This window comes from Butyricicoccus faecihominis, assembly GCF_024462775.1.
GTDB classification, from domain to species: domain Bacteria; phylum Bacillota; class Clostridia; order Oscillospirales; family Butyricicoccaceae; genus Agathobaculum; species Agathobaculum faecihominis_A.
Genome location: NZ_JANGCE010000001.1, coordinates 279,815 through 304,188, shown reverse-complemented (window position 1 = coordinate 304,188; position 24,374 = coordinate 279,815). Strand labels below are relative to the sequence as shown.

22 protein-coding genes and 1 riboswitch are annotated in these 24,374 nt (G+C 55.9%); of the genes, 8 read left to right on the top strand and 14 right to left on the bottom strand.

The annotated features are described in order from the left end of the window. Window positions 1-127 precede the first annotated feature (127 nt). The 4 genes from NE562_RS01500 to NE562_RS01485 all read right to left on the bottom strand — a co-directional run bounded on the left by NE562_RS01500 (window position 128) and on the right by NE562_RS01485 (window position 6,156). Window positions 128-2,878, bottom strand: coding sequence for an AAA domain-containing protein (locus tag NE562_RS01500; protein WP_280960618.1), 2,751 nt, complete (start codon window positions 2,876-2,878; stop codon window positions 128-130). Window positions 2,879-3,044: 166 nt separating this feature from the next. Next, window positions 3,045-3,239: a YwbE family protein gene (locus tag NE562_RS01495; protein ID WP_280960617.1), complete on the bottom strand. Its 195-nt coding sequence runs from the start codon at window positions 3,237-3,239 to the stop codon at window positions 3,045-3,047. Window positions 3,240-3,352: 113 nt separating this feature from the next. After that, window positions 3,353-4,381 carry a tRNA preQ1(34) S-adenosylmethionine ribosyltransferase-isomerase QueA gene (gene queA / locus NE562_RS01490; protein ID WP_280960616.1) on the bottom strand — a complete coding sequence of 343 codons (1,029 nt, stop codon included), beginning with the start codon at window positions 4,379-4,381 and terminating at the stop codon, window positions 3,353-3,355. A 41-nt stretch (window positions 4,382-4,422) separates the two neighbouring features. Then, window positions 4,423-6,156 (bottom strand): SpoIID/LytB domain-containing protein, encoded by a 1,734-nt coding sequence (locus NE562_RS01485; RefSeq protein ID WP_280960615.1) that lies wholly within the window; start codon window positions 6,154-6,156, stop codon window positions 4,423-4,425. A gap of 79 nt (window positions 6,157-6,235) precedes the next feature. Continuing rightward, a riboswitch (Lysine riboswitch) is annotated at window positions 6,236-6,417 on the top strand. 143 nt (window positions 6,418-6,560) lie between these two features. On the opposite strand from NE562_RS01485, the gene asd reads away from it, so the two are divergent. From asd to dapB, 3 genes are read left to right on the top strand one after another with little or no spacing between them, the layout of a single operon-like run. Then, window positions 6,561-7,643, top strand: a complete 1,083-nt coding sequence (gene asd, locus NE562_RS01480; RefSeq protein WP_280960614.1) for an aspartate-semialdehyde dehydrogenase — start codon at window positions 6,561-6,563, stop codon at window positions 7,641-7,643. Between the two features lie 15 nt (window positions 7,644-7,658). Beyond that, a complete protein-coding gene (gene dapA / locus NE562_RS01475; RefSeq protein WP_280960613.1) occupies window positions 7,659-8,549 on the top strand; it encodes a 4-hydroxy-tetrahydrodipicolinate synthase in 891 nt (296 codons plus the stop codon). A 32-nt stretch (window positions 8,550-8,581) separates the two neighbouring features. Then, window positions 8,582-9,343 (top strand): 4-hydroxy-tetrahydrodipicolinate reductase, encoded by a 762-nt coding sequence (gene dapB, locus NE562_RS01470; RefSeq protein ID WP_280960612.1) that lies wholly within the window; start codon window positions 8,582-8,584, stop codon window positions 9,341-9,343. A 138-nt stretch (window positions 9,344-9,481) separates the two neighbouring features. Here the strand turns inward: dapB and NE562_RS01465 are convergent, their stop codons facing one another. Together NE562_RS01465 and NE562_RS01460 are read right to left on the bottom strand one after the other, a co-directional pair. Beyond that, window positions 9,482-10,522 (bottom strand): tyrosine recombinase XerC, encoded by a 1,041-nt coding sequence (locus NE562_RS01465; protein WP_330645823.1) that lies wholly within the window; start codon window positions 10,520-10,522, stop codon window positions 9,482-9,484. Window positions 10,523-10,572: 50 nt separating this feature from the next. Further along, the gene (locus tag NE562_RS01460; protein ID WP_280960611.1) at window positions 10,573-10,929 is read right to left on the bottom strand and encodes a winged helix-turn-helix transcriptional regulator; all 357 of its coding nucleotides are present in this window, start codon (window positions 10,927-10,929) and stop codon (window positions 10,573-10,575) included. Window positions 10,930-11,084: 155 nt separating this feature from the next. Between NE562_RS01460 and NE562_RS01455 the strand changes: the two genes are divergently transcribed. Together NE562_RS01455 and NE562_RS01450 are read left to right on the top strand one after the other, a co-directional pair. Then, window positions 11,085-11,609 (top strand): O-acetyl-ADP-ribose deacetylase, encoded by a 525-nt coding sequence (locus NE562_RS01455; RefSeq protein WP_280960610.1) that lies wholly within the window; start codon window positions 11,085-11,087, stop codon window positions 11,607-11,609. Then, window positions 11,602-12,600: a helix-turn-helix transcriptional regulator gene (locus NE562_RS01450; protein ID WP_280960609.1), complete on the top strand. Its 999-nt coding sequence runs from the start codon at window positions 11,602-11,604 to the stop codon at window positions 12,598-12,600. Before NE562_RS01455 ends, NE562_RS01450 begins: the two co-directional genes overlap by 8 nt. Window positions 12,601-12,831: 231 nt before the next feature. On the opposite strand, the gene NE562_RS01445 is transcribed toward NE562_RS01450, so the two are convergent. The 3 genes from NE562_RS01445 to metF are packed head-to-tail and all read right to left on the bottom strand — an operon-like array spanning window position 12,832 to window position 16,742. Next, window positions 12,832-15,198, bottom strand: a complete 2,367-nt coding sequence (locus NE562_RS01445; protein ID WP_280960608.1) for a homocysteine S-methyltransferase family protein — start codon at window positions 15,196-15,198, stop codon at window positions 12,832-12,834. A 42-nt stretch (window positions 15,199-15,240) separates the two neighbouring features. After that, entirely contained in the window at window positions 15,241-15,885 is a 645-nt protein-coding gene (locus NE562_RS01440) for a vitamin B12 dependent-methionine synthase activation domain-containing protein (protein WP_280960607.1), read from the bottom strand. After that, window positions 15,882-16,742 carry a methylenetetrahydrofolate reductase [NAD(P)H] gene (gene metF, locus NE562_RS01435; RefSeq protein ID WP_280960606.1) on the bottom strand — a complete coding sequence of 287 codons (861 nt, stop codon included), beginning with the start codon at window positions 16,740-16,742 and terminating at the stop codon, window positions 15,882-15,884. Before metF ends, NE562_RS01440 begins: the two co-directional genes overlap by 4 nt. Window positions 16,743-16,853: 111 nt before the next feature. On the opposite strand from metF, the gene NE562_RS01430 reads away from it, so the two are divergent. From NE562_RS01430 to NE562_RS01420, 3 genes are read left to right on the top strand one after another with little or no spacing between them, the layout of a single operon-like run. Continuing rightward, a complete protein-coding gene (locus NE562_RS01430; protein ID WP_280960605.1) occupies window positions 16,854-17,762 on the top strand; it encodes a radical SAM protein in 909 nt (302 codons plus the stop codon). Continuing rightward, window positions 17,763-18,548 carry a bifunctional hydroxymethylpyrimidine kinase/phosphomethylpyrimidine kinase gene (gene thiD / locus NE562_RS01425; RefSeq protein ID WP_280960604.1) on the top strand — a complete coding sequence of 262 codons (786 nt, stop codon included), beginning with the start codon at window positions 17,763-17,765 and terminating at the stop codon, window positions 18,546-18,548. A 2-nt stretch (window positions 18,549-18,550) separates the two neighbouring features. Further along, entirely contained in the window at window positions 18,551-18,802 is a 252-nt protein-coding gene (locus NE562_RS01420) for a helix-hairpin-helix domain-containing protein (RefSeq protein WP_280960603.1), read from the top strand. A gap of 62 nt (window positions 18,803-18,864) precedes the next feature. Here NE562_RS01420 and pyrB read toward each other — a convergent pair whose 3' ends face one another. From pyrB to NE562_RS01395, 5 genes are all read right to left on the bottom strand, one after another. Then, the gene (gene pyrB, locus NE562_RS01415) at window positions 18,865-19,926 is read right to left on the bottom strand and encodes an aspartate carbamoyltransferase (RefSeq protein WP_280960602.1); all 1,062 of its coding nucleotides are present in this window, start codon (window positions 19,924-19,926) and stop codon (window positions 18,865-18,867) included. Between the two features lie 67 nt (window positions 19,927-19,993). Further along, on the bottom strand, window positions 19,994-21,169 hold the full coding sequence (locus NE562_RS01410) for an ABC transporter permease (protein WP_280960601.1): 1,176 nt from the start codon (window positions 21,167-21,169) through the stop codon (window positions 19,994-19,996). Beyond that, window positions 21,166-22,134, bottom strand: coding sequence for an efflux RND transporter periplasmic adaptor subunit (locus NE562_RS01405; RefSeq protein ID WP_280960600.1), 969 nt, complete (start codon window positions 22,132-22,134; stop codon window positions 21,166-21,168). The genes NE562_RS01410 and NE562_RS01405 overlap by 4 nt, the downstream gene beginning before the upstream one ends. A gap of 75 nt (window positions 22,135-22,209) precedes the next feature. After that, window positions 22,210-23,565: a DNA repair protein RadA gene (gene radA, locus NE562_RS01400; protein ID WP_280960599.1), complete on the bottom strand. Its 1,356-nt coding sequence runs from the start codon at window positions 23,563-23,565 to the stop codon at window positions 22,210-22,212. A gap of 10 nt (window positions 23,566-23,575) precedes the next feature. Next, window positions 23,576-24,280 carry an N-acetylmuramoyl-L-alanine amidase gene (locus tag NE562_RS01395; RefSeq protein ID WP_280960598.1) on the bottom strand — a complete coding sequence of 235 codons (705 nt, stop codon included), beginning with the start codon at window positions 24,278-24,280 and terminating at the stop codon, window positions 23,576-23,578. Window positions 24,281-24,374: the final 94 nt, after the last annotated feature.

Sequence of the window (24,374 nt, the reverse complement as noted above, 5' to 3'; positions counted from 1 at the left end):
TTAAGCATCTTCCCAGTGTCTTTAGTACAAAAGCATGGCTATCTGCCTTATCTCAAACACAAACTTCTTCCCTGTTTTCCGATGTTCTCTTTTGATACATTCTCCAATCAATGATTATCTGCTACTATCAGGCGATACAATCTCTCAACGCATTGCGAATTTTTTCATCTTCCCCGCTACCATTCGTCGGCAGCCGCAAAACCCGAATTCCGTATTTTTTTAAAATATTGTCCTTCAGCTCATCTCTTATGAACTGATCCGGTTTATTTTCATGGAACGCAAAGCCATCCACTTCAATGACGAGAACACAAGTTTTATCTTGCTTATAAAACACAACAAAGTCCAGTGATGCTCTGTTATTGACATATCTCAATTCATCTGGCGTTAATAATCCTGTATCATGGAGCAAATTTCGCAGCAGAACCTGCTGCGTATAACTGAACCGATGAAATTCTTCTTTGCTGAGGATATCCTCTAACAGCACGCGGAGAGCCTCTTCCGATTGGTATGGCGCGCTAGACTTCATTTTGGCTTTGAGCCGAAGCAGCTTACTTGAGTACTTCTGATACAGTAGATCAAAAATAGAAACAACCTGACTTTCAATCACGTTTTCATCCAATGTGCTGTATTGTATATACCGGATCAGGTCACCAATGTCCTTTCCTTTTTTATAAAACAAGTCATGATCTGTCACCAGAATAAACTGACGAATGGCCCTAGAAACAGCAACATTGATCATTTGAGGGTCATCCACAAAATTTAAACTATATTCGCCTCTGGTTCCGGACAGAACCGTGGACATTATCATGGTATCTTTTTCACGCCCTTGATATTTATGTACAGTATCGCTTTGAACACCACCTGAAATTATTCTCCCAGCTTCATCCGCCTGCTTTCGATACGGGGTTACAATTCCGATAGATCCCTGATCCATTGCAAACTCTGGCGCAGTCAAAACCTCCTGAATAATAACATCAAGTTCTCTCTGATTATATATACCCTTTTGGTTTCCCTGCGTCACCTGACGCATATGATTGCCCTCTACCGTTCGATAGAGCACCAGAGGATGCTCCGACAAACTTGTCTCTGTGAACGGTATCAGTTCACCATCATAATATTTCTGATTGCAAAATTCAATAATTCGAGGATGACAGCGATAATGCTCCCGTAATATTTCACGCGGCAGTTGATCTCCATATAGGTTTATGGCTGAGGACAGGATACTGTGGGCGAAATAATCATAAATAGGAGTAGCGGCCTCCGTTTTTAGCTTGGTTTTGATTTTATCATTGGTAATTTGGGGTAGTTGCTTTGTATCGCCTACAATGATGACATTCCGGCAACAGGAAAGGGCCAATACACCTGTAATTAAATCGACTTGAGATGCTTCATCTATAATCACATAATCTAAAAGGTAGTTTTGCGGAATCGATAACCGCAGAGCATGTGTCGTGCTAAGAATGATGGGGAAAGTTTTAATAAATTCCTGAAAGCGAAATTTAAAATTCTTTTTCGAAAAGTTGGGCGCCGCCATCTTTCCATGACTCTCATTGAGGCATTTGCGAAAGAATTTCTCTGAAAGCTGCTGATGATCCTTTAGCAAATCTTCAAAGCAGGCTCCTTCCAGCTGATGATTATAATCGATAATTTCTTTTTCCAATTTACTTATTTGCTTTTTATAAAACGCTTTCTGCAATCCTAGCAAAACTGACGTCTCATGCTGCCGCAACACTTTTTGATTCCAAATACCATACTTAATCAGCAGCTTTAACTTATAGAATATTTTATCTGATTGCTGACGCTCTTGCGCCAGAGTCGTTTCCGCCAGAAATGAAATTATCTGATCTGGATTTGCCTTTAGAAGCGGTAGTTTTGCGATTTCCTCAACAGCCTGCCGATCATAGTAAATCTCAAAGTGTTCCTGTTCAAGTCTCCAGCCCAATAACTCCTGCTTGAGCTGGGCTCTCTTTCGGTCTGCTTGCAGTAAATGATCTAATTTCACATTCATAGATGCAAGCTGCTCCATCAATGCTTTCTTCTCTTCTTCGCAATCCCATTCTTTTACCTGTGAAGCAGGCATATCTGCAAAAAAAGCGTCCTGATTCTCGCTCTTTCCAAGCATAGCGGTCAAGAACCCGTATCCACCTTTTGAAAGCTTTTCAATGACGTTTTTGACCGCTTCATTGTTATTTGATACGACACCGACACTTTTTTTCTGAACAGCTATGAGGTTAGCAATAATATTCAAAATTGTCTGCGTTTTGCCTGTGCCGGGAGGTCCTTCGATTACAGAAACGGAATGTGCGAGGGCATTCTCCAAGGCCTTCTTTTGACTCAAATTAAACCGAAACGGGAATATAACGCCGTCCATTTCAGGAGTTCTTTCCTGAATCGGCAACCGATTCAAATAACAGCTTAAAACGCTTTCAGGATGAACGAAAGTAAGCTTATCCATTTCACGCTTTAGAAATGCGTTTTCTTCTTTCGCTTTTGACGTGTACTGAGAGATATCTTTCAAGTAGTTTAAAATACTCGCTGCATCGTTATTGCAAGCACTGTTTTCTACTAAACAAAACGCGCTCGGAAGTACGGTTTCCGCTATGCCGCGGTATCCAATTATCCGAATCCGCGCCCCAAAGTCAAGGATAGCCTGCGGTTCAAAAACCGGCATACCGTCGACAAAAGCAACGCATTCGTTTAATTCAATAACCTTGGGATTCTCAAGTTTTTGAACACGGCTGCAAGAATAAGGATATACTTTTTCCCCTTTGAAATAACTGATTAGCATTTTATTGCTTTTTGCATCATGTTGAATTACGCGGACTTCATGTGTTTTATCTTGTCCATCTACAAGCACCATGATTTCTTTCAAATTCATATGACAGTAACCCTATCCTCAAAATTATCTGCTTGATTGTATTGATAATGCAATAATTTGACTGAATATTTCACCTTATTCAACGTTCATTGTTTCCATATTCTAGCTACAATCATGTCATTTGTCTTTGCTATTAAAGGTTCCTTCATATCACATTTGCCAACATCTATCCGACGATTTCCTGTACCCGGCCGACTTGCCCATCCGCAAGCATCACTTTAATGCCGTGAGGATGGCAGCTACTCTTTGTCAGTATCCGCGCCACAATACCTTCTGTCAACTTGCCGGTACGTTGGTCTGCTTTCAGGATAACCTTGACTGCCGCTCCGACCTTCACATCAGACCTGTTTTGTCCGCTCATTATTTTTCTCTCCTGTTGTTAGCTCTTGATATACGTGTGGACGCTCTTTGTCATCCTCACACCAGATAATCGCCGATCTTCGCATATTACGCCGAATCACACACCTATGGGGTTTATAATATCAGCATGGAATCGCCGAACGAGAAAAAGCGGTATTCGGCCTCGACCGCCTGACGGTAAGCCTCCATCACCATCTCGCGGGACGCGAAGGCCGAGATCAGCATCATCAGCGTGCTTTCGGGCAGATGGAAGTTGGTGACCAAATGATCGATGGATTTAAACCGGTAGCCGGGATAGATAAAAATATCTGTCCAACCTGATTGAGCCCGCACATGGCCGGTCTCGTCCGCGATGGTCTCCATCGTGCGGCAGGCCGTGGTGCCGACCGCCCAAACGCTTCCACCCGCGTCCCTTGTTTCATTAATCAGACGGGCGGTGTCCTCATCCATAATATAGAATTCGGAATGCATCACATGGTCGGTGATCTCTTCTTCCTTGACCGGGCGGAACGTGCCAAGACCGACGTGCAGCGTTACAAAGGCGAGCTTTACCCCCTTGTCGCGCAGCAGTTGAAGCAGTTCTTCGGTGAAATGCAGGCCCGCCGTCGGCGCGGCGGCCGAGCCGGGCGTCTTGGAGTAGACCGTCTGGTAGCGCTCGGGGTCGTCCAGCTTTTCACGGATATAGGGCGGCAGCGGCATGGTTCCAAGCTTATCTAGCAGTTCCAGAAAAATGCCCTCGTAGTGAAAGCGGATCATGCGGTTGCCGTCTTTGGGATTGATGCTCTCCACCGTCGCGGTGAGCAGGCCGTCGCCAAAGGTGAGTTCGACGCCCTCGCGCGTTTTTCTGCCCGGGCGCGTCAGGCATTCCCAAAGGCCTTCTCCCCGGTCATTCAAAAGCAGGACCTCGATCGGTGTTGTATGGCCGACCGCGTGCCCCATCAACCGCGCCGGAATGACGCGGGAATTGTTAAAGACCATGCAATCGCCCGGCCGCACATATTCCAAAAGCTCCCTAAAATGCCGGTGCTGCACCGAGCCGTCCCGCCGGTCTAGCACCAACAGGCGCGAGGAGTCCCGTTCAGCCAGCGGATGCTGCGCGATCAGGCGCTCGGGCAGGTCGTAATAAAAATCACTTTTTTTCATCTCAAAAAGCAGGGGCGCCCGCACGGAGCGCCCCGTCCTCCTTATTTCTTGATCTCAATATCGGTGAAGTAGAACGATAAGATCTCGTCGTAATCAAAGCCCTTTTTCGCCATGGCCAGCGCGCCGTATTGGCTCATACCCACGCTGTGGCCCCAGCCGGTGCCGTTGAAGGTGTAGCTGTCCACCTTGGCCGTGGGGGTCTCGGGCGTGGTTGTTCCGCCGTCGTCCGGGCTCTCCGGGTCGCCGGGAATCGTGCTTGACAGCAAAACGGTCTGGCTTTGCTTGTCCCAATCAACGCCAAAGCCAAGCTTTTCGCCCACGTCGCGCACCTTGTAATAGTTATTGCCGTTGACGCGGTAGCCGTCAAGCTCGATCGTTTTGCCATCCAGCAGGATCGTGGAATCGGATGGCGTGCAGTTTTTTATTACGGTTCCCTCGGCCGGGGTCATTTCGCCGCCAACCTTTTCATAATTGGTTTTGCTCGCAAGCTCGATCTGGTTATCCTTACTGTTCCAGACCACGTTGAACTGCGCCGAGGTGCCGTTCAGTAGATAGGCCAGATCGCGCAGCTTAAAATAGTTGTAATCATTGATATTGTAGCCCTGCGGCGCGACCGCCTTACCGTTCAGCGTAATGTTTTGATCGGTCGCGCTGATCTTGATCGGCTCGGTTTTGGGCAGCGTGTCTGCTGTTTGGGTGATGTTCGGCGTTTGGGTCGTGATCGGCCGCCCGTCCACATTGGGCGTAATCGTGTAGCGGATGCTGTTCAGCCCAAAGACCGAGCGCACCGCGTCCTTGGTGATCGTGACCTGCTTGCCCGTCGTATCCGTCACGGTCACTTCGTTCACATTGTCGGTCGCCGTGCGTTTGGTCACAGCGACACTCGCGACCTCGCCGATCATATGGCCCGCGGCGATCAGCTTCTGCTGCACCTCGGAAGGCGTCAGCGTTACGCTCCACACGCCGTTCTGCGCGCCCTTGACATCCTCGTAAGGATCGATCTTGCCCTTTAAGTACGGATAGTCGCCGCCCCAAACGTTTTTAGCGTCCTCTGTCGCGCCGCCGTCGGAGGAGAAGAAATAGCCCACGGCAAGCTTGCCGCCGTATGTCAGATATTCGCCCTTGGTCTGGTCTACCGCGTTATCGGAATTATCCGTGGCAAGGTTCGCGCCTTTATAGACCTGACAGTTGGTCGTGTTACAAACGTCAAACCCATAGGAAGCATGCTTGTCCAGTGTGCCGAGCGCAAAGGAGCGCGCGCAGACCGCCTGCGCCTTGAGCGCTTCGATCGGCCAATCCGCACTGACCTCGTAGGGCAGCACGCCCTTCACATAATCTTCTAAGCCGACATAGTTTATAACGGCGACGTTTCCATTGGACGCCTTGCGGTAAACAAAATCGCCGCGCCATTTGTAGCCCTTGCACCATGTCAGCTCGCTGTTGGGGCGGATCGCCAGATTGTCCGCCCCGGCGGCGGACGTATATAGCGTTTCTCCGGAAATCGTATCGGTCACCGTAAAAACATCGGAAATGATCTTCACCGTCAGCTCTTTATTGGATATGGTCTTATCGGGCACAAAGGTCATGCCATCGTACTTACCGGCGGTGTAGCCCGCGGTATCGACGTTTTCCAGCTTTGCCTCGGGCAGCGCGGTAGATTCGTAAAACAGGCCGACGCGGAGCGTGATATCCGTATCGACGGCCGAAGCCGGCACAGCGCTCAGCAGGCCGACCGCCAGCGTACACGACAGCAGCATGGAAAGGAATCGTTTCATCTTTTTTGTCCTCCAGTTAATTTTGCGCGCTCTATTGACAAATATCCTGCATTATTTTACAATATAGGAACAAGTGGATCGCAAAGATAGAGGCGCGGGTTTCATCAGTATCGTCTGGGAGGGGCCGTTAACCCCAAGGAGCAGTCGAAAAAGGGTCTCCCGCCGAAGTGCAGCCTTGTTACGGCAAGCTGTGCTGGATGCCGGGGAGAATATCCCAGCGTCTGTCATCAGCAGTTATGCCGGTGGAGAGCTATCCTTTTTTAGAAGCGATGCGATGTTCGCAGCTTCTATTATAGTATAGGTCATACCGGTTTTTCAACCGGTATTTTTCTTTGCCGCCATTATTTCACGTGATTTTACCGAAATCCGTGTGATTTTAATTCTTTTGGGAGGATCTGAACGAAATGAATCATTACAAAGTCGGCATAGTCGGTGCGACGGGCATGGTGGGCCAGCGGTTTTCCCTGCTGCTCGAAGACCACCCTTGGTTCGAGGTCGTTGCGCTTGCGGCCAGCGGCCGCAACCGTGGCAAAACCTATGCGGAAGCCTGCGAAGGCCGCTGGAAGATGGCGAAGCCAATGCCCGAAGGGTACAAAGACATGGTGCTGTTCGACGCAACGGCCGACGCGGAGGAGATCGCCGCTAAGGTGGATTTCATTTTCTGCGCCGTCGATATGAAAAAAGAAGAGATCCGCGCCTTGGAAGAGCGCTACGCAAAGCTTGAGTGCCCGGTCTGTTCCAACAACTCTGCGCACCGCATGACCCCCGACGTTCCGATGATCATCCCGGAGATCAACGCGGACCATGCAAAGATCATCCCCGCGCAGCGGGAGCGCCTTGGCACGAAGCGCGGCTTTATCGCGGTCAAGTCCAACTGCTCGATCCAAAGCTATGTCCCCGCCCTTTCCGCGTTGATGGATTTTGAACCGACCGAGGTCGCCGTGTGCACCTATCAGGCGATCTCCGGCGCGGGCAAAACCTTTGAATCGTGGCCCGAGATGGTCGACAACGTGATTCCCTACATCGGCGGCGAGGAAGAGAAGAGCGAAAAGGAGCCGATGAAGGTTTGGGGCCATATCGAAGGCGACCGGATCGTTTCCGCTGTTTGCCCCGTGATTACCGCGCAGTGCCTGCGTGTCGCCGCGTCGGACGGACATATGGCGGCCGCTTTTGTAAAGTTTAAAAACAAACCCTCGAAGGAGAAAATGATCGCGCGCTGGAAGAGCTTTTCCGGCCGGGCGCAGGAACTGAAGCTTCCTTCCGCGCCGGAACACTTTCTTACCTATTTTGAAGAGGATAACCGGCCGCAGACCCGGCTTGACCGCGATCTGGAAGGCGGCATGGGCGTTTCGATCGGCCGCCTGCGCGAGGACAGCCTCTATGATTACAAGTTCGTCAGTCTTTCTCACAACACCCTGCGCGGTGCGGCGGGCGGCGCGGTCCTGATGGCCGAGTTGCTTTGCGCCGAAGGGTATATGGACCGTTAAGGAGGCCAAACTACTATGAAGAATCCCATTTTTACAGGTGCGGGCGTTGCCGTCATTACGCCGTTCCATGCGGACGGTTCGGTCAATTACGAATCCTTTAAGAAGATCCTTGACCACCAGATCGAAAACGGCACGGATGCGATCATCGTTTGCGGTACGACCGGCGAAGCCTCCGCGCTGCGCGACAAGGAGCACAAGGAAGTGCTCTCCTTTACCTGCGAATACGTCAACCACCGCGTGCCCGTGGTCGCGGGCGTCGGCTCCAACCACACCGACTACGCGGTAGAACTGACAAAGTTTGCCGCATCCTGCGGCGCCGACGGCGGTCTTTCGGTCACGCCCTATTACAATAAGACCTCTCAGCGCGGCCTTGTCGCACACTTTACGGAGATCGCGGACTGCTCGGACCTGCCGATCATCCTTTACAACGTGCCCAGCCGCACCGGCGTGTGCTTTACGGCGGATACGCTTCTGGAGCTGTCGAAGCATCCGAATATCAACGGACTGAAGGCGGCTTCAGGCAACTTCACGCTGCTGGCCGAGGTCATGAGCAAGTGCGGCGACGAACTGAACGTTTGGTCCGGCAACGACGACCAGATCGTTCCCTTGATGGCGCTCGGCGGAAAGGGTGTTATCTCGGTACTTTCCAACGTTGCCCCGCGTGAAACGCACGATCTGACCCAGCTTTGTTTGGAAAACCGCTATCCGGAAGCGGCAAAGCTACAGCTTGGCCTGCATAACCTGATTGACGCGCTGTTCTGCGAGGTCAACCCCATTCCGGTCAAGAAGGCCATGGCGCTGCTTGGCTGGGATGTCGGTGGTCTGCGTATGCCGCTGGTCGATCCGAGCGACGAGCACACGGAATTTATCCGCCGCGAACTCGCGGCTGCGGGCTGCAAGATCTAAGGCTGCCGCCCGAAAAGTAAGGAGTTTGAAAAATGCTGAATATTGCGCTTTCCGGCTGCAACGGCCGTATGGGCCATGTCGTGACCGATATCGTTTCCAAGCGGAGCGATATGCGCATTGCGGCGGGCTTTGACCTGAACGCCGCAAAAACCGGTGACTTCCCTGTTTTTGCCGATCCGTTTGAGTATACGGGCGTTTGCGATGTGATCATCGATTTTTCCAATGCATCGAGCACCGAGCACCTGCTCTCCTACTGCGAAAAGCATCAGGTCCCGATCGTTATCTGCACCACCGGCCATTCCGCCGAGCAGCTGCAAAACATTCGCGCGGCTTCGGCAAAGTTTCCGGTGTTCCGTTCGGGCAACATGTCGCTCGGCATCAATTTGATGATTGATCTATTGAAAAAAAGCGCCGGTGTCCTTGGCGAAGGCTTTGATGTGGAGATCATAGAAAAGCACCACAACCAAAAGCTTGACGCTCCCTCCGGTACCGCACTCATGCTGGCGGACGCTGTTTCCGAAGCGCTGCCCTATGATGCGGCGTACGTCTACGACCGCCATGAGCGTCGCGAAAAGCGGCCCGCGCACGAGATCGGTATTTCCGCGATCCGCGGCGGTACGATCGTAGGCGAGCACAGCGTATTGTTCTGCGGCCGCGACGAGGTCATTGAGATTCGCCACACGGCACTCTCGCGCGAGGTATTCGCCGTCGGCGCGGTGGACGCCGCCGCCTTCATGGCGACCTGCACCCAGCCCGGCATGTACGATATGTCGGACGTGATCGCTTCCAAGTAAACAAAAGACGGACTGCCGGTAAAATCCCGGTCGTCCGTCTTTTGTTTTATTCAGAGCACGGCAGAAAGGTACCTTTTCAAATGTATTTCTTATATAAAAACGGCATAGCCGATCGACTATGCCGTCGATCTCCCGTTTTTACTCCCCGTCGCTGTCCGGCTCATCGTTGTCCGGCGGGCGCACCGAGGCCAGCGGATTTTTGTGTGCCGCCTCGCGGATGCTTTGATCTTCGATATGGGTATAGATCATGGTCGTATCCACGCTTGTATGGCCTAGAATGCTTTGCAGCGTGCGAATATCAACGCCATTCTGGTACATGAGCGTGGCCGCGGTGTGGCGCAGCTTGTGAGCCGAGTATTTCTGCGTATCCAGCCCCGCCTGCCCCAGATACTTTTTCACCAGCCATTTGACCGTCTGCACATTGATGCGATTGCGGTTACGGCTGACGAATAGTGCGTTTTTATCCTTATCATGCGGTTTCAGGCGCGTGGGCAAATAAGCCGCAAGCGCGGCGGCGCAGGCCTCGTTCAGATAGACCGTGCGCTGCTTATTGCCTTTGCCGGTCACACGTACGGTGTCGCCCTGAAAGTCCTGCAAATTAAGGCCGACGAGCTCGGATACACGCATGCCGCAATTCAGGAACAGCGTCAGAATGCAATAATCCCGTTCCCGGTATTCCCCCTCCACCGATTGGAGCAAGCGCAGTGAATCCTCAGTCGACAGGTATGCGGGCAGCGCGTGGCGCACCTTGGGAGATTCCAAACCGGCCATTGGATTGGTTTCGAGTAAATGCTGCTTATCGCACACATAGCGAAAAAAAGCGCGGATGGAGGATACCTTGCGCGCGCGCGAGGTGCTGCTCAGTCCATAGCCGCTTTCCGTGCTGTTTTGCTGTGTCGGCCGTTCACCGGACATGTACTCCAAATAGTCGTATGCATCCGACAGCGTAACGCCTTGTAAAAACGACACGTCGATATCCTCTATCGGGATCTGCTCGATCGGCATGTCCGCCGGTACCATGCCCTTGTTACGCTTGAGTACGCGAAAAAACAGCCGCAGATCCAGATAGTATTCGTGTGCTGTTTTAGCGGATTTACCGCGGATCGTCGAAATATAGGTCAAAAAATCGCGCAAAACACGCGGTGCGTCCGCGGCGTATACGCTCATTGGCTTATCCAAACTCGCCTGCCCCTTTCCCTGCTATTTCATATCCATTTTCTTCGGAGCGCCTAAAGCAAGCCCTTTTCGCGTAAAAAGTCCTCCCTGTCGTCCTCCAACATCATTTCTATCCCAATGCTTTGCATGATGGAGATCGCTTCAAACACCTTTCTCCCCCGCTCCGTGAGAAAGTAATCGGATTTCAGCGGATAACCATCGCTGACGGTCTTGCCGATCATGCCGCATTCCAGCAGTTCGTTTAAATGCTGCACCAGCATCTTTTGACTGATGCCCTGTATCGCCTTTTTCATTTCAGATAAGGAACAGCCGCCTTGGCTGAGCTGCCATATGATAATGGGCTTCCATTTACCCTTGAGCATGTCATGCGTCATTTCCAGCGGACAGGTGTATTCACTTCGCAGTTTCATATTTATTTTCTCCTACATAAGCGCGGCGTTTCATGCGGCCGGAAGCGCGTTATTAGTATTATACCGCGGCTGGCCGCCGCCGTCAAACTTGCCTTTTTTAGCAAAATAGCTTATACTGGTCCCATCCAGAATTTCCTTTTCAGGAGGCGTATACAATGGAACGTTTACAGGTGATCCAAGGCGATATTACGCATATGCAGACGGATGCGATCGTCAATGCTGCCAACACCAGCCTGCTTGGCGGCGGCGGTGTGGACGGGGCGATCCACCGTGCGGCGGGACCGGAGCTGCTGGCGGAATGCCGCACGCTTCATGGCTGTCAAACGGGTCAGGCTAAGTCGACAAAGGCTTACCGTCTGCCCTGCCGACATATCATCCATACGCCGGGCCCTATTTGGCATGGCGGCGCCCAAGGTGAAGATGAGCTGCTCGCTTCGTGCTATCGGAATTGTTTGGATGTCGCGGCGTCTCTCGGCTGCAAAACCGTGGCCTTTCCGTCGATCAGTACGGGGGTATACCATTTCCCGCTTGATCGCGCGGCGGCCATCGCCATTCAAACGATCATGGCCGCGCTTGCCGCGCACCCGGCGATCGAACGCGTGACCATGGTTTGCTTTGACCCCGTAACCAGCGCGGCCTACGAAAGCGCACTGGCGGATTGGGGGGCGGGCCATGGCTAAAAACGCGCATCAAAAGTTAAAGCTGCTTTATTTGGCCAAGATTTTGACCGAGAAGACCGACGAAAACAACCGGCTGACCATGGACGAGCTGATTGCCGCCCTTGCCCAGCAAGGCATCGAGGCTGAGCGCAAAAGTATTTACGACGATATTGCCGCTTTGCAGGATTTTGGTCTGGATATCCTGATGCAGCGGGGACGAAACGGCGGTTATTATGTGGCCTCGCGAGATTTTGAGCTGCCCGAGCTAAAGCTGCTCGTGGACGCGGTACAGTGCTCGCGTTTCATCACCGAGAAAAAATCGCGCGAGCTGATCCATAAGGTGGAATCGCTCGCCAGCGAGCCGCAAGCCCGCGCGCTCCAGCGTCAGGTATACATATCGGGTCGAGTCAAAACCATGAACGAGGGTATCTACTATAGCATCGACCGTCTGCATGAGGCGATTTCCGCCGGGATGAAGATCTCGTTTCGCTATTTTGAATGGGCGCTAGATTACAACGCGCAGCCGCCTATCCAAAAGAGATACCGAAAGAATGGCGCGGCCTACCGCATCAGTCCATGGGCGCTCACTTGGGACGACGAAAACTACTATCTCGTCGGCTTTGACAGCGCGGCCGATCAAATACGCCATTACCGCGTGGACAAGATGGAACAGCTTGAGGTGCTGCCTGAACCTCGCGAGGGACAGCGGCATTTTGAGGACGCTTTTGACATCGCCGCCTATTCCCGCAAAATGTTCGGTATGTTTTCCGGCGAGGAAAAGGCTGTGACCCTTGTTTGTGAAAACCGTTTTATCGGTGTGATCCGCGACCGGTTTGGTACGGATGTAATGATCCGCCGACATAGTGACACGCATTTTTCCATCTCCGTCACGGTTGCGGTCAGTCCGCAGTTTTTCTCGTGGGTATTTGGGCTGGGCGGCGCGGTCACCATTGCTGAACCCGCCGAAGTACGCGCTGATTTCCAAAAACAACTTTACGCCATGCTCGATTAAGTCCGGTTTATTGGACTCCTTCTTTGCTATACTAAGGATAGTAAAAGAAAGGAGAACGAAAAATGAGCTATTCGATTGAGTATGTAGGCGGGCATGTAGAGGTGTATGACGCATCCGGCGCATTTCTCTTCTCCGCCGATAATAAACAGGAAGCGCTGCAAGAGCTTGCCGCTGCTTAAAATTGAAAAACAGGGCGTGTTGCATAAAAAGCAACACGCCCTGACTTTGTTGTTAGCCCAGTACCTTTTGTGCGCAATGAACGGTCGCCATGGCGTCGCGCGCGTAAAAGTCCGCGTCGATCGATTCCGCGTACTCAGGCGTCAGCACCGCGCCGCCGACCACGATCTTCGTTTTGGGGCAGCGCTCGCGCAGCAGCCGGATCGTCGCCTCCATACTAACCACCGTCGTCGTCATCAAGGCGCTCAGGCCGACGAGTGCGACGCCGTTTTGCTCCGCCGCGAGAACGATCGATTCAGGCGGCACGTCCTTGCCCAGATCCATGACCTCATAACCGTAATTTTCGAGCAGCACCTTGACGATGTTTTTGCCAATATCATGGATATCGCCCTTGACCGTCGCCAAAATGATCTTGCCCTTCTTTTCCGTGGCTTCGCCCTTCATTGCGTCTTTCACAACTTCAAAAGCGGCTTTGGCGGCTTCCGCGCTCATCAGCAGCTGTGGCAGGAAAACCGTGCCCTTTTCAAAGCCCTTGCCCACGCGGTCAAGCGCAGGGATCAATTCGGTATTCACAACTTCAAGCGGCGCCATCGCTTGAAGCAGCTCCGCCGTCGCTTTTGCGGCATGCTCGCGCAGGCCCTTTTCAATGGTCTCTCCGAGTGGCAGTGGCGCTCCGGCGGGCTGCGCCTTTTCTACCGCCGCCTGCCCGCCGTAGGCCGTGATATATTCGGCGCACTGCGGATCGCGGTCCGAAAGGGCTAGGAAGGCGCGGTAGGAACGCATCATTGCGTCCGCGTTTGGGTTGATGATCGCGCAGCTCAATCCGTTTTGCAGCGCCATGGTATAAAAGTTGGCGTTGATGATTTCACGCTGCGGCAGACCGAACGAGATGTTGGACACGCCAAGAATCGTGTGCCCCTGCAATTCATCACGGATCCGGCGCAGCGTTTCCAACGTGACGAGCGCCGAGCCGCTGTCCGAAGAGATGGTCATCGCCAGCGCGTCGATCACGATATCGTCCCGAGAAATTCCGTAAGCCTCGGCGGTCTCGTAGATGCGCTTTGCGATCGCGACGCGGCCTTCGGCGGTATCCGGGATGCCGCTTTCGTCCAGCGCCAAACCGACGACCACGCCGCCGTATTTCCGTACCAGCGGGAGTACGGCCTCCATGCTCTCGCGCTTGCCGCTGACCGAGTTGAGCATGGGCTTGCCGTTGTAAAGGCGCATGCCGCGTTCCATCGCGGTATAATCCGAGGTGTCGATCTGCAGCGGCAGCGCGGTGACGCTTTGCAGTCCGGTAACGACCCGCTCCATCATCGCGGGCTCATCGATTCCGGGCAGGCCGACGTTGACATCCAGAATGTGCGCGCCGTTATCCTCCTGCGTCAGGCCCTCGTTCAAAATATATTCCATGCGGTTTTCCCGCAGCGCTTCCTTAAATTTGCTTTTTCCCGTGGGATTGATGCGTTCGCCGATGATGACCGGCGCGCCGCCGATCTCGACCGCCTGCGAAAAGGAGCAAACCACGGTGCGGTGCTTTTTTACGGGCTGCGTAAACGGGAGATCCCGACAGGCCGCCACGGTGTGGCGGATGTGCTCGGGCGTGGTACCACAGCAGCCGCCCATGATAGAAACGCCCAGCGAGGCGAGTTCGGCCATACAGTCCGCAAATTCCGCCGGGTTGACATCGAACACGGTCTTGCCGTTTTCACTGCGCGGCAGTCCGGCGTTGGGATTGACGATCAGCGGCAGCGAACTGATCTCTCGCAGACGCTTAACGATCGGCAGCATCTGCTTCGGACCCAACCCACAGTTCACGCCAAGCGCGTCCACGCGCAGTCCTTCCAGCATGGCGCATGCGGAATCCACCGTGCCGCCAGTGAGCAGTTTGCCCTTTTCGTCAAAGATCAGCGTGATGAGCACGGGCAGATCGCAGCCTTCCTTGGCGCCCAACACGGCGGCTTTGGCCTCATAGCTGTCGCTCATGGTCTCGATCAAAATGAGGTCCGCGCCCGCTTCCGCGCCGATACGCGCGGTCTCGGAGAAGAGCGCTACCGCCTTTTCAAAGTCCAGATCGCCCATGGGTTTTAACAGTTTGCCCGTTGGACCCAGATCGAGCGCGATATAAGCATCCGGCCTAGCGGCCTTGTCGCGGGCTGTTTGGGCGCACCGCACCGCCGCCGTGACAACCTGACACAGGTCGTCCGGATATTTCAGCGCGTTGGCGCCAAAGGTGTTGGTGGTAATGATATCGCTTCCCGCTTCCAGATAGGCGCGGTGCACCGCGGTGATCGCATCCGGGTGCGACAGGTTCCACGTTTCCGGCAGCTCACCGGCCTTCAGGCCGCGTTCCTGCAGGATGGTGCCCATGCCGCCGTCGCAGAAAAGGCGTTTTTTACTCATTGCTTCAAGAAAGGTCATTGTATATCCCCCAAAAGCCGCGGCGCGGCTGAAATGTTTCTATTACCTGCGGTATTCGCAGTTTTTCTTCCCGCATTCCTCGCAGCCGTTCTTGTGGCAGGGCTGCGGCTCGCTTGACAGACCGATCACCGCCGTGACCGATTTGACCGGCGCCAATAGCAGGCTGTCGGTCACCGTCAGGCCGATCTGGCGCGGCGTATCCAGCAGCCGCACGATGTCCTGCTGGTGCTTGATATCAAAATCGCCGTAGCCCGGACTGAAGCGCGGGCGGCAATATAGCCCCTGTGTTCTCGCTTCCTCACGCAGCACGTCGTTTATCTCGTCGCAATACGCTTCGATCCGGGCGGCGGCAGCCGCCTGATAGACCACGGCCTGACTCATACGCACCGCACTGGCGCGGGCGATCAACCGGTCGACCTCCACGCCGAGCGTTGCCGCCATCAGAAATACACAGCTGCATCCCTTTAGGTTGCGTGCCAAATTGCGGCTGATGACGCTTAGCGTATCGATCCGTACAACGCCTTCGATCGGAAGGGCAAGCGAAAACTCGCGGAACACAGACTTCGGGCGGGCCACACGCCCAATTTCCTCCGCACATTCGGCGACCGATTGCTGTACCTCATCGGTCGGCGTTTCGCCATGGTAACCCAGATAGCGGTAAATCTCCCGCTGTTCGTTCTCCGTCATCCCAGTATCTCCGACAGGCTGGCCTGAATGCCCGCGGCGATCTCGGGCCGGTTCATGGAGTACACATGGATGTGGTTTACGCCGTTCGCGATCAGATCGATGATCTGCTCGGTCGCATAGATCACGCCCGCCTGCCGCATGGCGGCGGGGTTGTCGCCGAACCGGTCGACGATCGCCTTGAAGCGTTCGGGCAGATAGGTGCCGCTCATCGATGTGATGCGCTTGATCTGCTTGACGTTGGTCACCGGCATGATACCCGCGACGACCGGCACCGTGATGCCCTGCTCGCGGATGCGGTACAGAAAATTGTAAAGGATGTGATTGTCAAAAAACATTTGCGTGGTCAAAAATTCGCAGCCGGCATCCACTTTTTCCTTCAAGTAGCGGATATCCTCGGCCTTGTTGGCGGATTCCACATGCCCCTCCGGGTAGCATGCGCCGCCTACACAGAAATCGCCCTGCGACTTGATGTCGCGCACCAGTTCTGCCGCGTAGCGGTAGTCGCTCGCGGGCGCGCCGCCCTCCGGAATATCGCCGCGCAGAGCCAGAATGTTCTGAATCCCTTTATCTTTTAGCTGCGCGAGCATATTTTTCACATGCTCCTTGGTGGAAGAGACACAGGTCAGGTGCGCCAGCGCGTCTACCCCGTACTGTTCGGACAGCTCCGACGCAATGTTCACGGTATGCGCGCTCGTGCCGCCGCCCGCGCCGTATGTAACGCTCATAAAATCCGGTTTCAGCGCGGCGATCTCATGCGTCGCCTGCGCGACCGCCTCATAGGTGTCGCTTGTCTTGGGCGGAAAAACCTCAAACGACAGGGTCACTTTATCCTGCCGCAAGATATCGATAATCTTCATCCTTCTTGCTCCTCAAAAAATCTTTTTCATTAGTATAGCATATTCTCCCTTCAAAATCACTTCCTTTTCCTCAAAAAATCCGCTATAATCATTCGTATTGGAGGGATCGCTTTGCACACCCTTTTTGAAAATTGTACGCTTTGTCCCCGCGCCTGCGGGGTAGACCGCACGCGCGGGCAGACCGGCTTTTGCGGGGCAAGCGATACCATGCGCGCGGCGCGCGCCGCCCTGCACTTTTGGGAGGAGCCGCCGATCTCGGGTTCGCGCGGCTCGGGCGCGGTGTTTTTTTCACACTGTACGCTCGGCTGCGTTTACTGTCAAAACCGAGAGATCGCACGGAGAGAGGCGTTTGGTCGGACGATCTCCCCCGCCGCGCTCGCGGATACCTTTCTCGCGCTTGAGGCGGAGGGCGCGCATAATATCAACCTTGTCACGGCGGCGCATTACGCGCCCCATGTGGTACGGGCGCTTGCCCTTGCCAAGCAGAAGGGACTGGCCGTGCCTATCGTGTATAATTCCAGCGGTTATGAAGCGTTGGAGACTTTGCGCCTGCTGGAGGGGTATATCGATATCTATCTGCCGGATGATAAATACTACAGCTCCTATTATGCCGCCCGCTATTCGGCCGCGCCCGACTATCACGAGATCGCCATTGCCGCGATAACGGAAATGGCGCGCCAGACCGGCGCGCCTGCGTACGGCGCGGACGGCCTGCTGCTGCGCGGCACGGTGGTGCGTCATCTGATGCTGCCCGGCCTTGCGGGCGATACCGCGCAGGTACTGCGCGACCTCGCTTGCTGCTTTGGCGACAGCATACTCGTCAGTCTGATGCGGCAGTATACCCCGTTTGACATGCGGGACTATCCCGAGCTTGACCGCGCGGTGACCGAAGCGGAATACGCCGAAGCCTGCGAGCGCTTTCTCGCGCTTGGCCTGACCGGCTTTTTCCAAGAGGGCGAGGCGATCAGCGAAAGCTTTATCCCCGCTTTTGACGGCACCGGGCTGAGAGGAGAACCATAAATGAAAACCGTTTTATCCATTGCGGGCTCCGATCCCTCCGGCGGCGCGGGAATCGAAGCCGATCTAAAAACGATCGAGGCGCACCGCCTGTACGGCATGAGCGTGATCACCGCGGTTACCGCGCAAAACACGTTGGCCGTGCGCGGCGTGCATGCGGTGCCGCCAAAGTTTGTAGCCGAGCAAATAGACTGTGTGTGCGAGGATATCCCGCCGGACGCGGTAAAGCTCGGCATGCTGTACGGTGCGGATACGATCGCCGCGGTCGCGGAGCGTCTGCGGCTGTATAGGGCGCGAAACATAGTTTTAGACCCTGTCATGATCTCGACCAGCGGCCGCGCGCTACTCGCGCCGGACGCGGTGCGGGCGCTGGTCGACGCGCTTTTGCCCCTTTGCGACGTGGTAACGCCCAATCTGGCGGAAGCCGCCGCGCTATGCGGCCACCCGGTCGAAACACGCGAGCAAATGGTATCGGCCGCCAAGGAGATCAGCGTCAAAACGCCGGGCGCGGTACTCGTCAAGGGCGGCCATTTGACGGACTGCGCGGATGATCTGCTGTATTATAACGGCGCGATCCAGTGGTTGGCCGCCCCGCGCATCGAAAACCCCAACACGCATGGCACCGGCTGCACCTTGTCCTCCGCCATCGCCTGTGGTCTGGCGAGCGGACGTTCGATACCGGCCAGTGTGCAAAGCGCCAAACGCTATCTGACCGCGTGTATCCGCGCGGGACTAGACCTTGGGCAAGGCGCCGGCCCGCTTTGCCATCATATCGAGTGGGAGGATTAGGCATGGGCGAGCTTCGCAAGATCCCCAGTGTGGGCAAGCAAACGGAAAAAGATTTACTGGCGCTCGGTTATACGACTATCGATTCCCTGCGCGGCGCGGACCCGGAAGAGATGTATCAGCGCGAATGTATCCTTCGCGGGCAGCCGGTCGACCGATGCGTGCTCTATGTATACCGCTGCGCGGTCTATTTCGCGGAAACGGAAAACCCCGATCCCGAAAAATGCAAGTGGTGGAACTGGAAAGATCAAGCTTGATGCGGCCTTCCGCGCATAAGATACAACAACACAGCCTGCCGTTTTTCGGCAGGCTGTAATGTTTATAAAAGCAGTTCCAGCGCGGCGTCGCAGTAGGGGCAGCGCTCTCCCGCCCGGCCCGCGAGCGGCAAATAAGGCTCGGTATGGGTGATACACTTATAGTTGGAACATTTGACGCCTTGCGCGCCGATCGGCTGCCGTTCCGCGTGGATAAAAGGCAGCTTGGACAGCGTCAGCAGCAGCGCCATGCGGCCAAACATGCCGAACCGCGCTTGACGGAAGTAGACCGCGCGCGGATCGTCGTCCACGTCCTGCGCGATCTCGTCCACACGCGGCAGCGGATGCAGCACGAGCAGATCTTTTTTCGCCCGCTTTAGCTTTTCAGCGGTCAGCTGATAATTGCCTTCAAGATTTTCATATTCCTGCGCGTCGGTAAAGCGTTCGCGCTGAATGCGCGTCATGTACAGCACATCAAGCTCGGGCAACGCTTCATCCACACTTTTGACCTCGCAAAACGGCATGTTTCGCGCTTTTAAAAACTGCACCATGTAATCCGGCAGCTGCAAAGCGTCGGGCGCGATCAGATAGATCTGCACGTCTCGGTAGCGTTCCAGAAAGTGCAGCAGCGAATGCACGGTGCGCCCATATTTCAAATCCCCGCACAGACCGATCTTCATATGATCCGCCGAGCCGCGCAGACGCAAAATGGTGACCATGTCGGTCAGCGTCTGCGTCGGGTGCAGATGGCCGCCGTCGCCCGCGTTGATCACCGGCACCGGAGAATACAGCGAAGCCGCCGCCGCCGCGCCCTCGCGCGGGTTGCGCATCACGATCAGGTCGGTGTAGCTCGATACCATGCGGATGGTGTCCTTGAGCGTTTCGCCCTTGGCCGTGGAGGACGAGCCGGGATCGGAAAAGCCGACCACGCTGCCGCCCAGCCGCATCATCGCGGTGGAAAAGGAAAGGTTGGTACGGGTCGAAGGCTCGTAAAACAGACTGCCCAGCACCTTGCCGCGGCAAGCGTCCGTATAGCCCTCCGGACGGTCGATGATATTGGTGGTCAGCTTATAAAGATCGGAAAATTCCTTTTCCGTCAGGTCGCTTAGATCGATGATGTGCCGCATGTGGCGTCGCCCTTTCTCTACTTTTTTCTCGTTTTATTCTACCACAATGGGTAAGAGAAGGAAAGGGCTATTTCCGCATCGCGTCCACGGGGCTGAGCCGGGCCGCCCGAACCGCGGGCAAAAGCCCCGCCAGCGCGCCGCACCCGGCGGAAAGCAGCAGGAGCGCCGCGCAAAGCGGAAGGCCCGGCGGCAGGATCGACGCGCCGAAATACAAAAGGCCCGCCGCCAGTCCCAACCCGCACAGGCCGCCGAGCAGACAGAGCAAGACGGACTGTATCAGAAAAATACGCAGGATATCGCCCCGCTGCGCGCCCAAAGCGAGAAACACGCCGATCTCCTCGGTTTTTTCATGCGCGGCGGCCAACATGCTGCACGTGACGCCGATCAGCGCGACGCATAGCGTAATGCCGCCCACCGCGATGAAAAGCGCCGTGACCAGTCCCGTAAGGCTGCGCACGGTATCCACCATGCCGGTCATGTTTTGTACGCGCACCGTGCCGCTCACCTGTTTGCGGTCGGTCAAATACCGCTCCACCTGCGTGCTGACCGTACCGGGTGCGGCATCGGCCGTGCATTTGACGAATACCTGATCCGCCGTATCCTCGGGCGTGGCAAGGCATGCATAGGGCAAATAGACCAAATGCGGCGCGAACGCGCTGAGCGTGCCGCCAAGCGCGCCGGTCTGCGCCTTGACGACGCCCTGCACGGTGTAGTACGCGTCGCGCCCCTCAATTCGCAGCCGCACCTGCCGGCCCACGATATTATCCCGCCCATAAAGCGAACGGGCCAGCCCGTCGTCTATGATCACGGCGTTTTCCCCAAACGCAGCCTGCCGTTCGGAAAGGAGCGAGCCCGCCACTAGTTCTAGCTGCATCACCTCGCCCAGCTTCTCGTCCACACCGAGAAACACCGCGTTCGCATTGCCGTGCCCCGCGCGCACCGAGCCGGTCTTGGCTTTGATCGCCATGGCGCGCGCGACCTGCGGAAGGGCCTTTTCTATCTCGTCCGCCGTGCCGGAGGAAATCGTATTGCCTCCCTTGTGATCATCCAGATACACGGTCAGCCCGCTTACGCCCAGCGTGCGCAGACTGGTCTCTACCTGTGCCTGCCCGTACAGGCCGAGCGCCGCGATCAGCATCAGTGCGCCCGTGCCGACCGCAACGGAAAGTGCGCACAGCAGCGTGCGAACCGGATTTTGCCGCAGGCCAGAAGCGGCCAGACGCAGTTGGTCCGCCGCCCTCACGCTGCCGCCTCCACCGCGTCGCCGTCCCCCAGCGTTTCGGGCGGCGACAGGATGACCGCGCAGTTTGCTTCCAAGCCCTCTGTCACCTCGGTCGCCTGTTCGAGCAAATACCCGGTCTTTATCGCGGTACGACGTGCACGGCCGTTTTCTATGGTGAACACATATTCCTGCTCCCCCTGCTGGAACACGGCCTCATAAGGCACGACCACCGCCGCGGGATGATAATCGGTAAAGATCTTTGCGGTCACGGAGTAGCCGGGGCGCAAACCGTCCAGATTGCCGTTCAGCGAAAGCAGCGCTTCCACCTCGGCCGTGCCGCTTTCTCCGGTCAGGCTGACCGCCCGCGTCGCCACCGGCGCGATCGAGCCCACGGTGGCCGCGTATACCCTGTCCCCCGCCGCCGTCGCGGTCACATTCGCGTTTTGGCTCAGGCTCAACTGCTGCACATAGGTCTCGGGCACCTTTGCACGCACGCAAAGGCTGCTCAAATCAGCGATACGCGCCGCCGGCAGGCCCTGATACACCGTTTGCCCTTCCGCCGGCAGCGAGAGCACCGTGCCCGCGCAGGATGCGCGCACCACACCGTCCGCGCCGCTCACAGCCGTGCGGCCTTGGTCCGCGCCCGCGAGCACCTGCACGGCCTGCTCCAGCCCCGCCGCCGATATGGCGGGTGCGTTGCTTTCCTCCGACGGTGCGACGGTAAACAGCGCGTCGCCTTCCCGCACCGTATCGCCCACCTGCACACACAGGGCGGCGACCTCTCCCGTTATACCGGACGCAACGGCGGCCGAGGCTTCCGCTTCCACCGTGCCGGGCACTGAAATGCTGTTGTAGATATCCTGTGAAAAGGACTTTGAAACCCGCACCCGCTGCGGCTCGGGCGGGCGCTGCATCCACGCCCAAGCAAGCACACATGACAAAAGCGCCGCGGTCAATCCGAGCACGGCGCGCGCTTTTTTATCCATATAAAAACCGACCTCCCGCTGCTAACTATCCATAGTTTGCAGCAAAAGGCCGATTTTACTCTTGGAAAATTTCAGTTACAGCACCGCGCTGATCGCCTCGCCCACGGTTTTGACGCGCACGATATTCATTTTGCCCGGCAGCTTATCGCTTAGCTCCTGATCAGGCATGACACAGGTGTGGAAGCCGAGCCGGTACGCTTCGCCAATGCGCTGGGAAGCGTTCGATACCGCGCGCAGCTCCCCGGTCAGTCCGATCTCGCCAAAGCTCATCACGCCCTCCGGCAAGGGCTTGTCCCGAAAACTCGATGCAATGGCGAGCACCATGGGAAGATCGACCGCGGGCTCGTCGAGCCGCATACCGCCGACAACGTTGACATACACATCCGAAGAAGAGAGGAACAGCCCGCACCGCTTTTCCAAAATGGCGAGCAGCAGCACCATGCGGTTGTAATCCACACCCGCCGCCGTGCGTCGCGGCATACCGAACTGTGTTTTAGCCGCGAGGGCCTGCACCTCCGCCAGCATGGGACGGCTGCCCTCCATCACGCAGGCGATACAGTTGCCCGAAGCGCCGCTCGGGTGTCCGGCAAGCATGGCGGCGGAGGGATTCTGCACCTCAAGCAGGCCGTGGTCGCTCATTTCAAACACGCCGATCTCATTCGTCGAGCCGTAGCGGTTTTTCGCCGCCCGCAGGCAACGGAACGGGCCCGCCTGTTCCCCCTCGAAGTAGAGCACGCAATCGACCATGTGTTCCAAGATTTTAGGGCCCGCGAGCGTGCCCTCCTTATTGACATGGCCGACGATAAAGATCGTCACGTTTTTATTCTTTGCATATTGCATCAGGCTCATCGCGCATTCCTTGATCTGCGTGGTGCCGCCCGGCGCGGCGGTCAGATCGCGCTTGTAAACGGTCTGGATCGAGTCGACGATCAGGATATCGGGCGAAAGCATCTCGGTTTCACTGAGAATTTGCTCCATATCGGTTTCAGCCAGCACGAACAGATTGGATGAGGCTATTTTAAGGCGCGACGCGCGCAGCTTGATCTGCCGCAGCGATTCCTCGCCTGAAACATATAGCACCTTGGCGTTTTTACACATCTCCTGACACATTTGCAGCAAGAGCGTCGATTTGCCGATACCGGGTTCGCCGCCGACCAGCACGAACGAGCCGTGAACCGCGCCGCCGCCGAGCACGCGGTCCAGCTCGCCGATGCCGGAATAAAAACGCGCCTCGTCGTCGACCGCGATCTCCTGAAGCAGCGCCGGGCGCGCCGCGCCGCGCGCAAAGCTGGTCACACCGCGCGTGGCGGGTTCCGGCCGCACCTTATATTCGCTCATCGTATTCCATGCGCCGCAGCTTGGGCATTTGCCGTACCATTTTGCGCTTTCATAGCCGCAATCGCCGCATAAATACACCGTTTTTTGTTTCATAATTCCTCCGTCAAGCGCCGTTTTGATAGTGCAGGTATCCGCTGACGATACAAACGGCGAGTTTTTTATGGTATTCCTCCTGCGCAAGCAGCTTTTCCTCCGCGGGATTGGATAAAAAGCCGCATTCGACGATCACCGCCGGGCAGTTGAGTTTTTTCATTAAATAGATCGTTTTTTCGGCCTGCTTGGCCTGCCGGTGGTTTTCCGGGTCGGCGCCCGCGATCAGATCGTTTTGCAGCAGTTCGGCCAGTGTCTTGCTGTCCGCGTGGTTGGGCGAATAGAACACCTGCGCGCCATGATACTGCGGATCGGTGAACTTGTTGAGGTGAATGCTCAAAAAGACCGGATTTATCGTGTCCGCCACAATCATTTCCCGCGCCTTGATATCCGTCACCTTATTTTCCCGCACCGACCGGCCCGCGTTATAATCAAGCGCCTCGCTGCTGTCCCGCGTCATCGCGGTACGCACGCCGAAAAAGCCGGCGAGCGCCTGTACGCGCTGCGCGATCGACAGGTTGATATCCTGCTCGGTCGTACCGGTCGCGCCGATCGCGCCGCCGTCAAAGCCGCCGTGACCGGCGTCGATCACCAATGTCGGCGGCGTTTCCGCCGCTTCCGCTGCGGCGCGGACCGCCCGGCTCCCGCCGCGCGCGGCAAGCACCGCGAGCACGGCCAAGCCGCCCGCGAGCAGACGCTTCCCAAATTTATGATTCAAACCCGCGCACCCCCTTGGTTTCCAGCCTATGCCGGTACCGGGCGCGCTATGTTACTTATTATATCCCGCTTTCGCTCCAGACGCAATAAATTCA

Bases quoted from the DNA above. Each gene is read 5' to 3' on its own strand.
- NE562_RS01420 (WP_280960603.1), top strand. From the start codon at position 18,551: ATGGGCGAGCTTCGCAAGATCCCCAGTGTGGGCAAGCAAACGGAAAAA.
- radA (WP_280960599.1), bottom strand. From the start codon at position 23,565: ATGAAACAAAAAACGGTGTATTTATGCGGCGATTGCGGCTATGAAAGC.
- NE562_RS01500 (WP_280960618.1), bottom strand. From the start codon at position 2,878: ATGAATTTGAAAGAAATCATGGTGCTTGTAGATGGACAAGATAAAACA.
- NE562_RS01450 (WP_280960609.1), top strand. From the start codon at position 11,602: ATGGCTAAAAACGCGCATCAAAAGTTAAAGCTGCTTTATTTGGCCAAG.
- NE562_RS01455 (WP_280960610.1), top strand. From the start codon at position 11,085: ATGGAACGTTTACAGGTGATCCAAGGCGATATTACGCATATGCAGACG.
- pyrB (WP_280960602.1), bottom strand. From the start codon at position 19,926: ATGCGGCACATCATCGATCTAAGCGACCTGACGGAAAAGGAATTTTCC.
- NE562_RS01440 (WP_280960607.1), bottom strand. From the start codon at position 15,885: ATGACGGAGAACGAACAGCGGGAGATTTACCGCTATCTGGGTTACCAT.
- NE562_RS01485 (WP_280960615.1), bottom strand. From the start codon at position 6,156: ATGAAACGATTCCTTTCCATGCTGCTGTCGTGTACGCTGGCGGTCGGC.
- NE562_RS01495 (WP_280960617.1), bottom strand. From the start codon at position 3,239: ATGAGCGGACAAAACAGGTCTGATGTGAAGGTCGGAGCGGCAGTCAAG.
- dapB (WP_280960612.1), top strand. From the start codon at position 8,582: ATGCTGAATATTGCGCTTTCCGGCTGCAACGGCCGTATGGGCCATGTC.
- NE562_RS01460 (WP_280960611.1), bottom strand. From the start codon at position 10,929: ATGAAACTGCGAAGTGAATACACCTGTCCGCTGGAAATGACGCATGAC.
- asd (WP_280960614.1), top strand. From the start codon at position 6,561: ATGAATCATTACAAAGTCGGCATAGTCGGTGCGACGGGCATGGTGGGC.
- metF (WP_280960606.1), bottom strand. From the start codon at position 16,742: ATGAAGATTATCGATATCTTGCGGCAGGATAAAGTGACCCTGTCGTTT.
- NE562_RS01445 (WP_280960608.1), bottom strand. From the start codon at position 15,198: ATGACCTTTCTTGAAGCAATGAGTAAAAAACGCCTTTTCTGCGACGGC.
- queA (WP_280960616.1), bottom strand. From the start codon at position 4,381: ATGAAAAAAAGTGATTTTTATTACGACCTGCCCGAGCGCCTGATCGCG.
- thiD (WP_280960604.1), top strand. From the start codon at position 17,763: ATGAAAACCGTTTTATCCATTGCGGGCTCCGATCCCTCCGGCGGCGCG.
- dapA (WP_280960613.1), top strand. From the start codon at position 7,659: ATGAAGAATCCCATTTTTACAGGTGCGGGCGTTGCCGTCATTACGCCG.
- NE562_RS01405 (WP_280960600.1), bottom strand. From the start codon at position 22,134: ATGGATAAAAAAGCGCGCGCCGTGCTCGGATTGACCGCGGCGCTTTTG.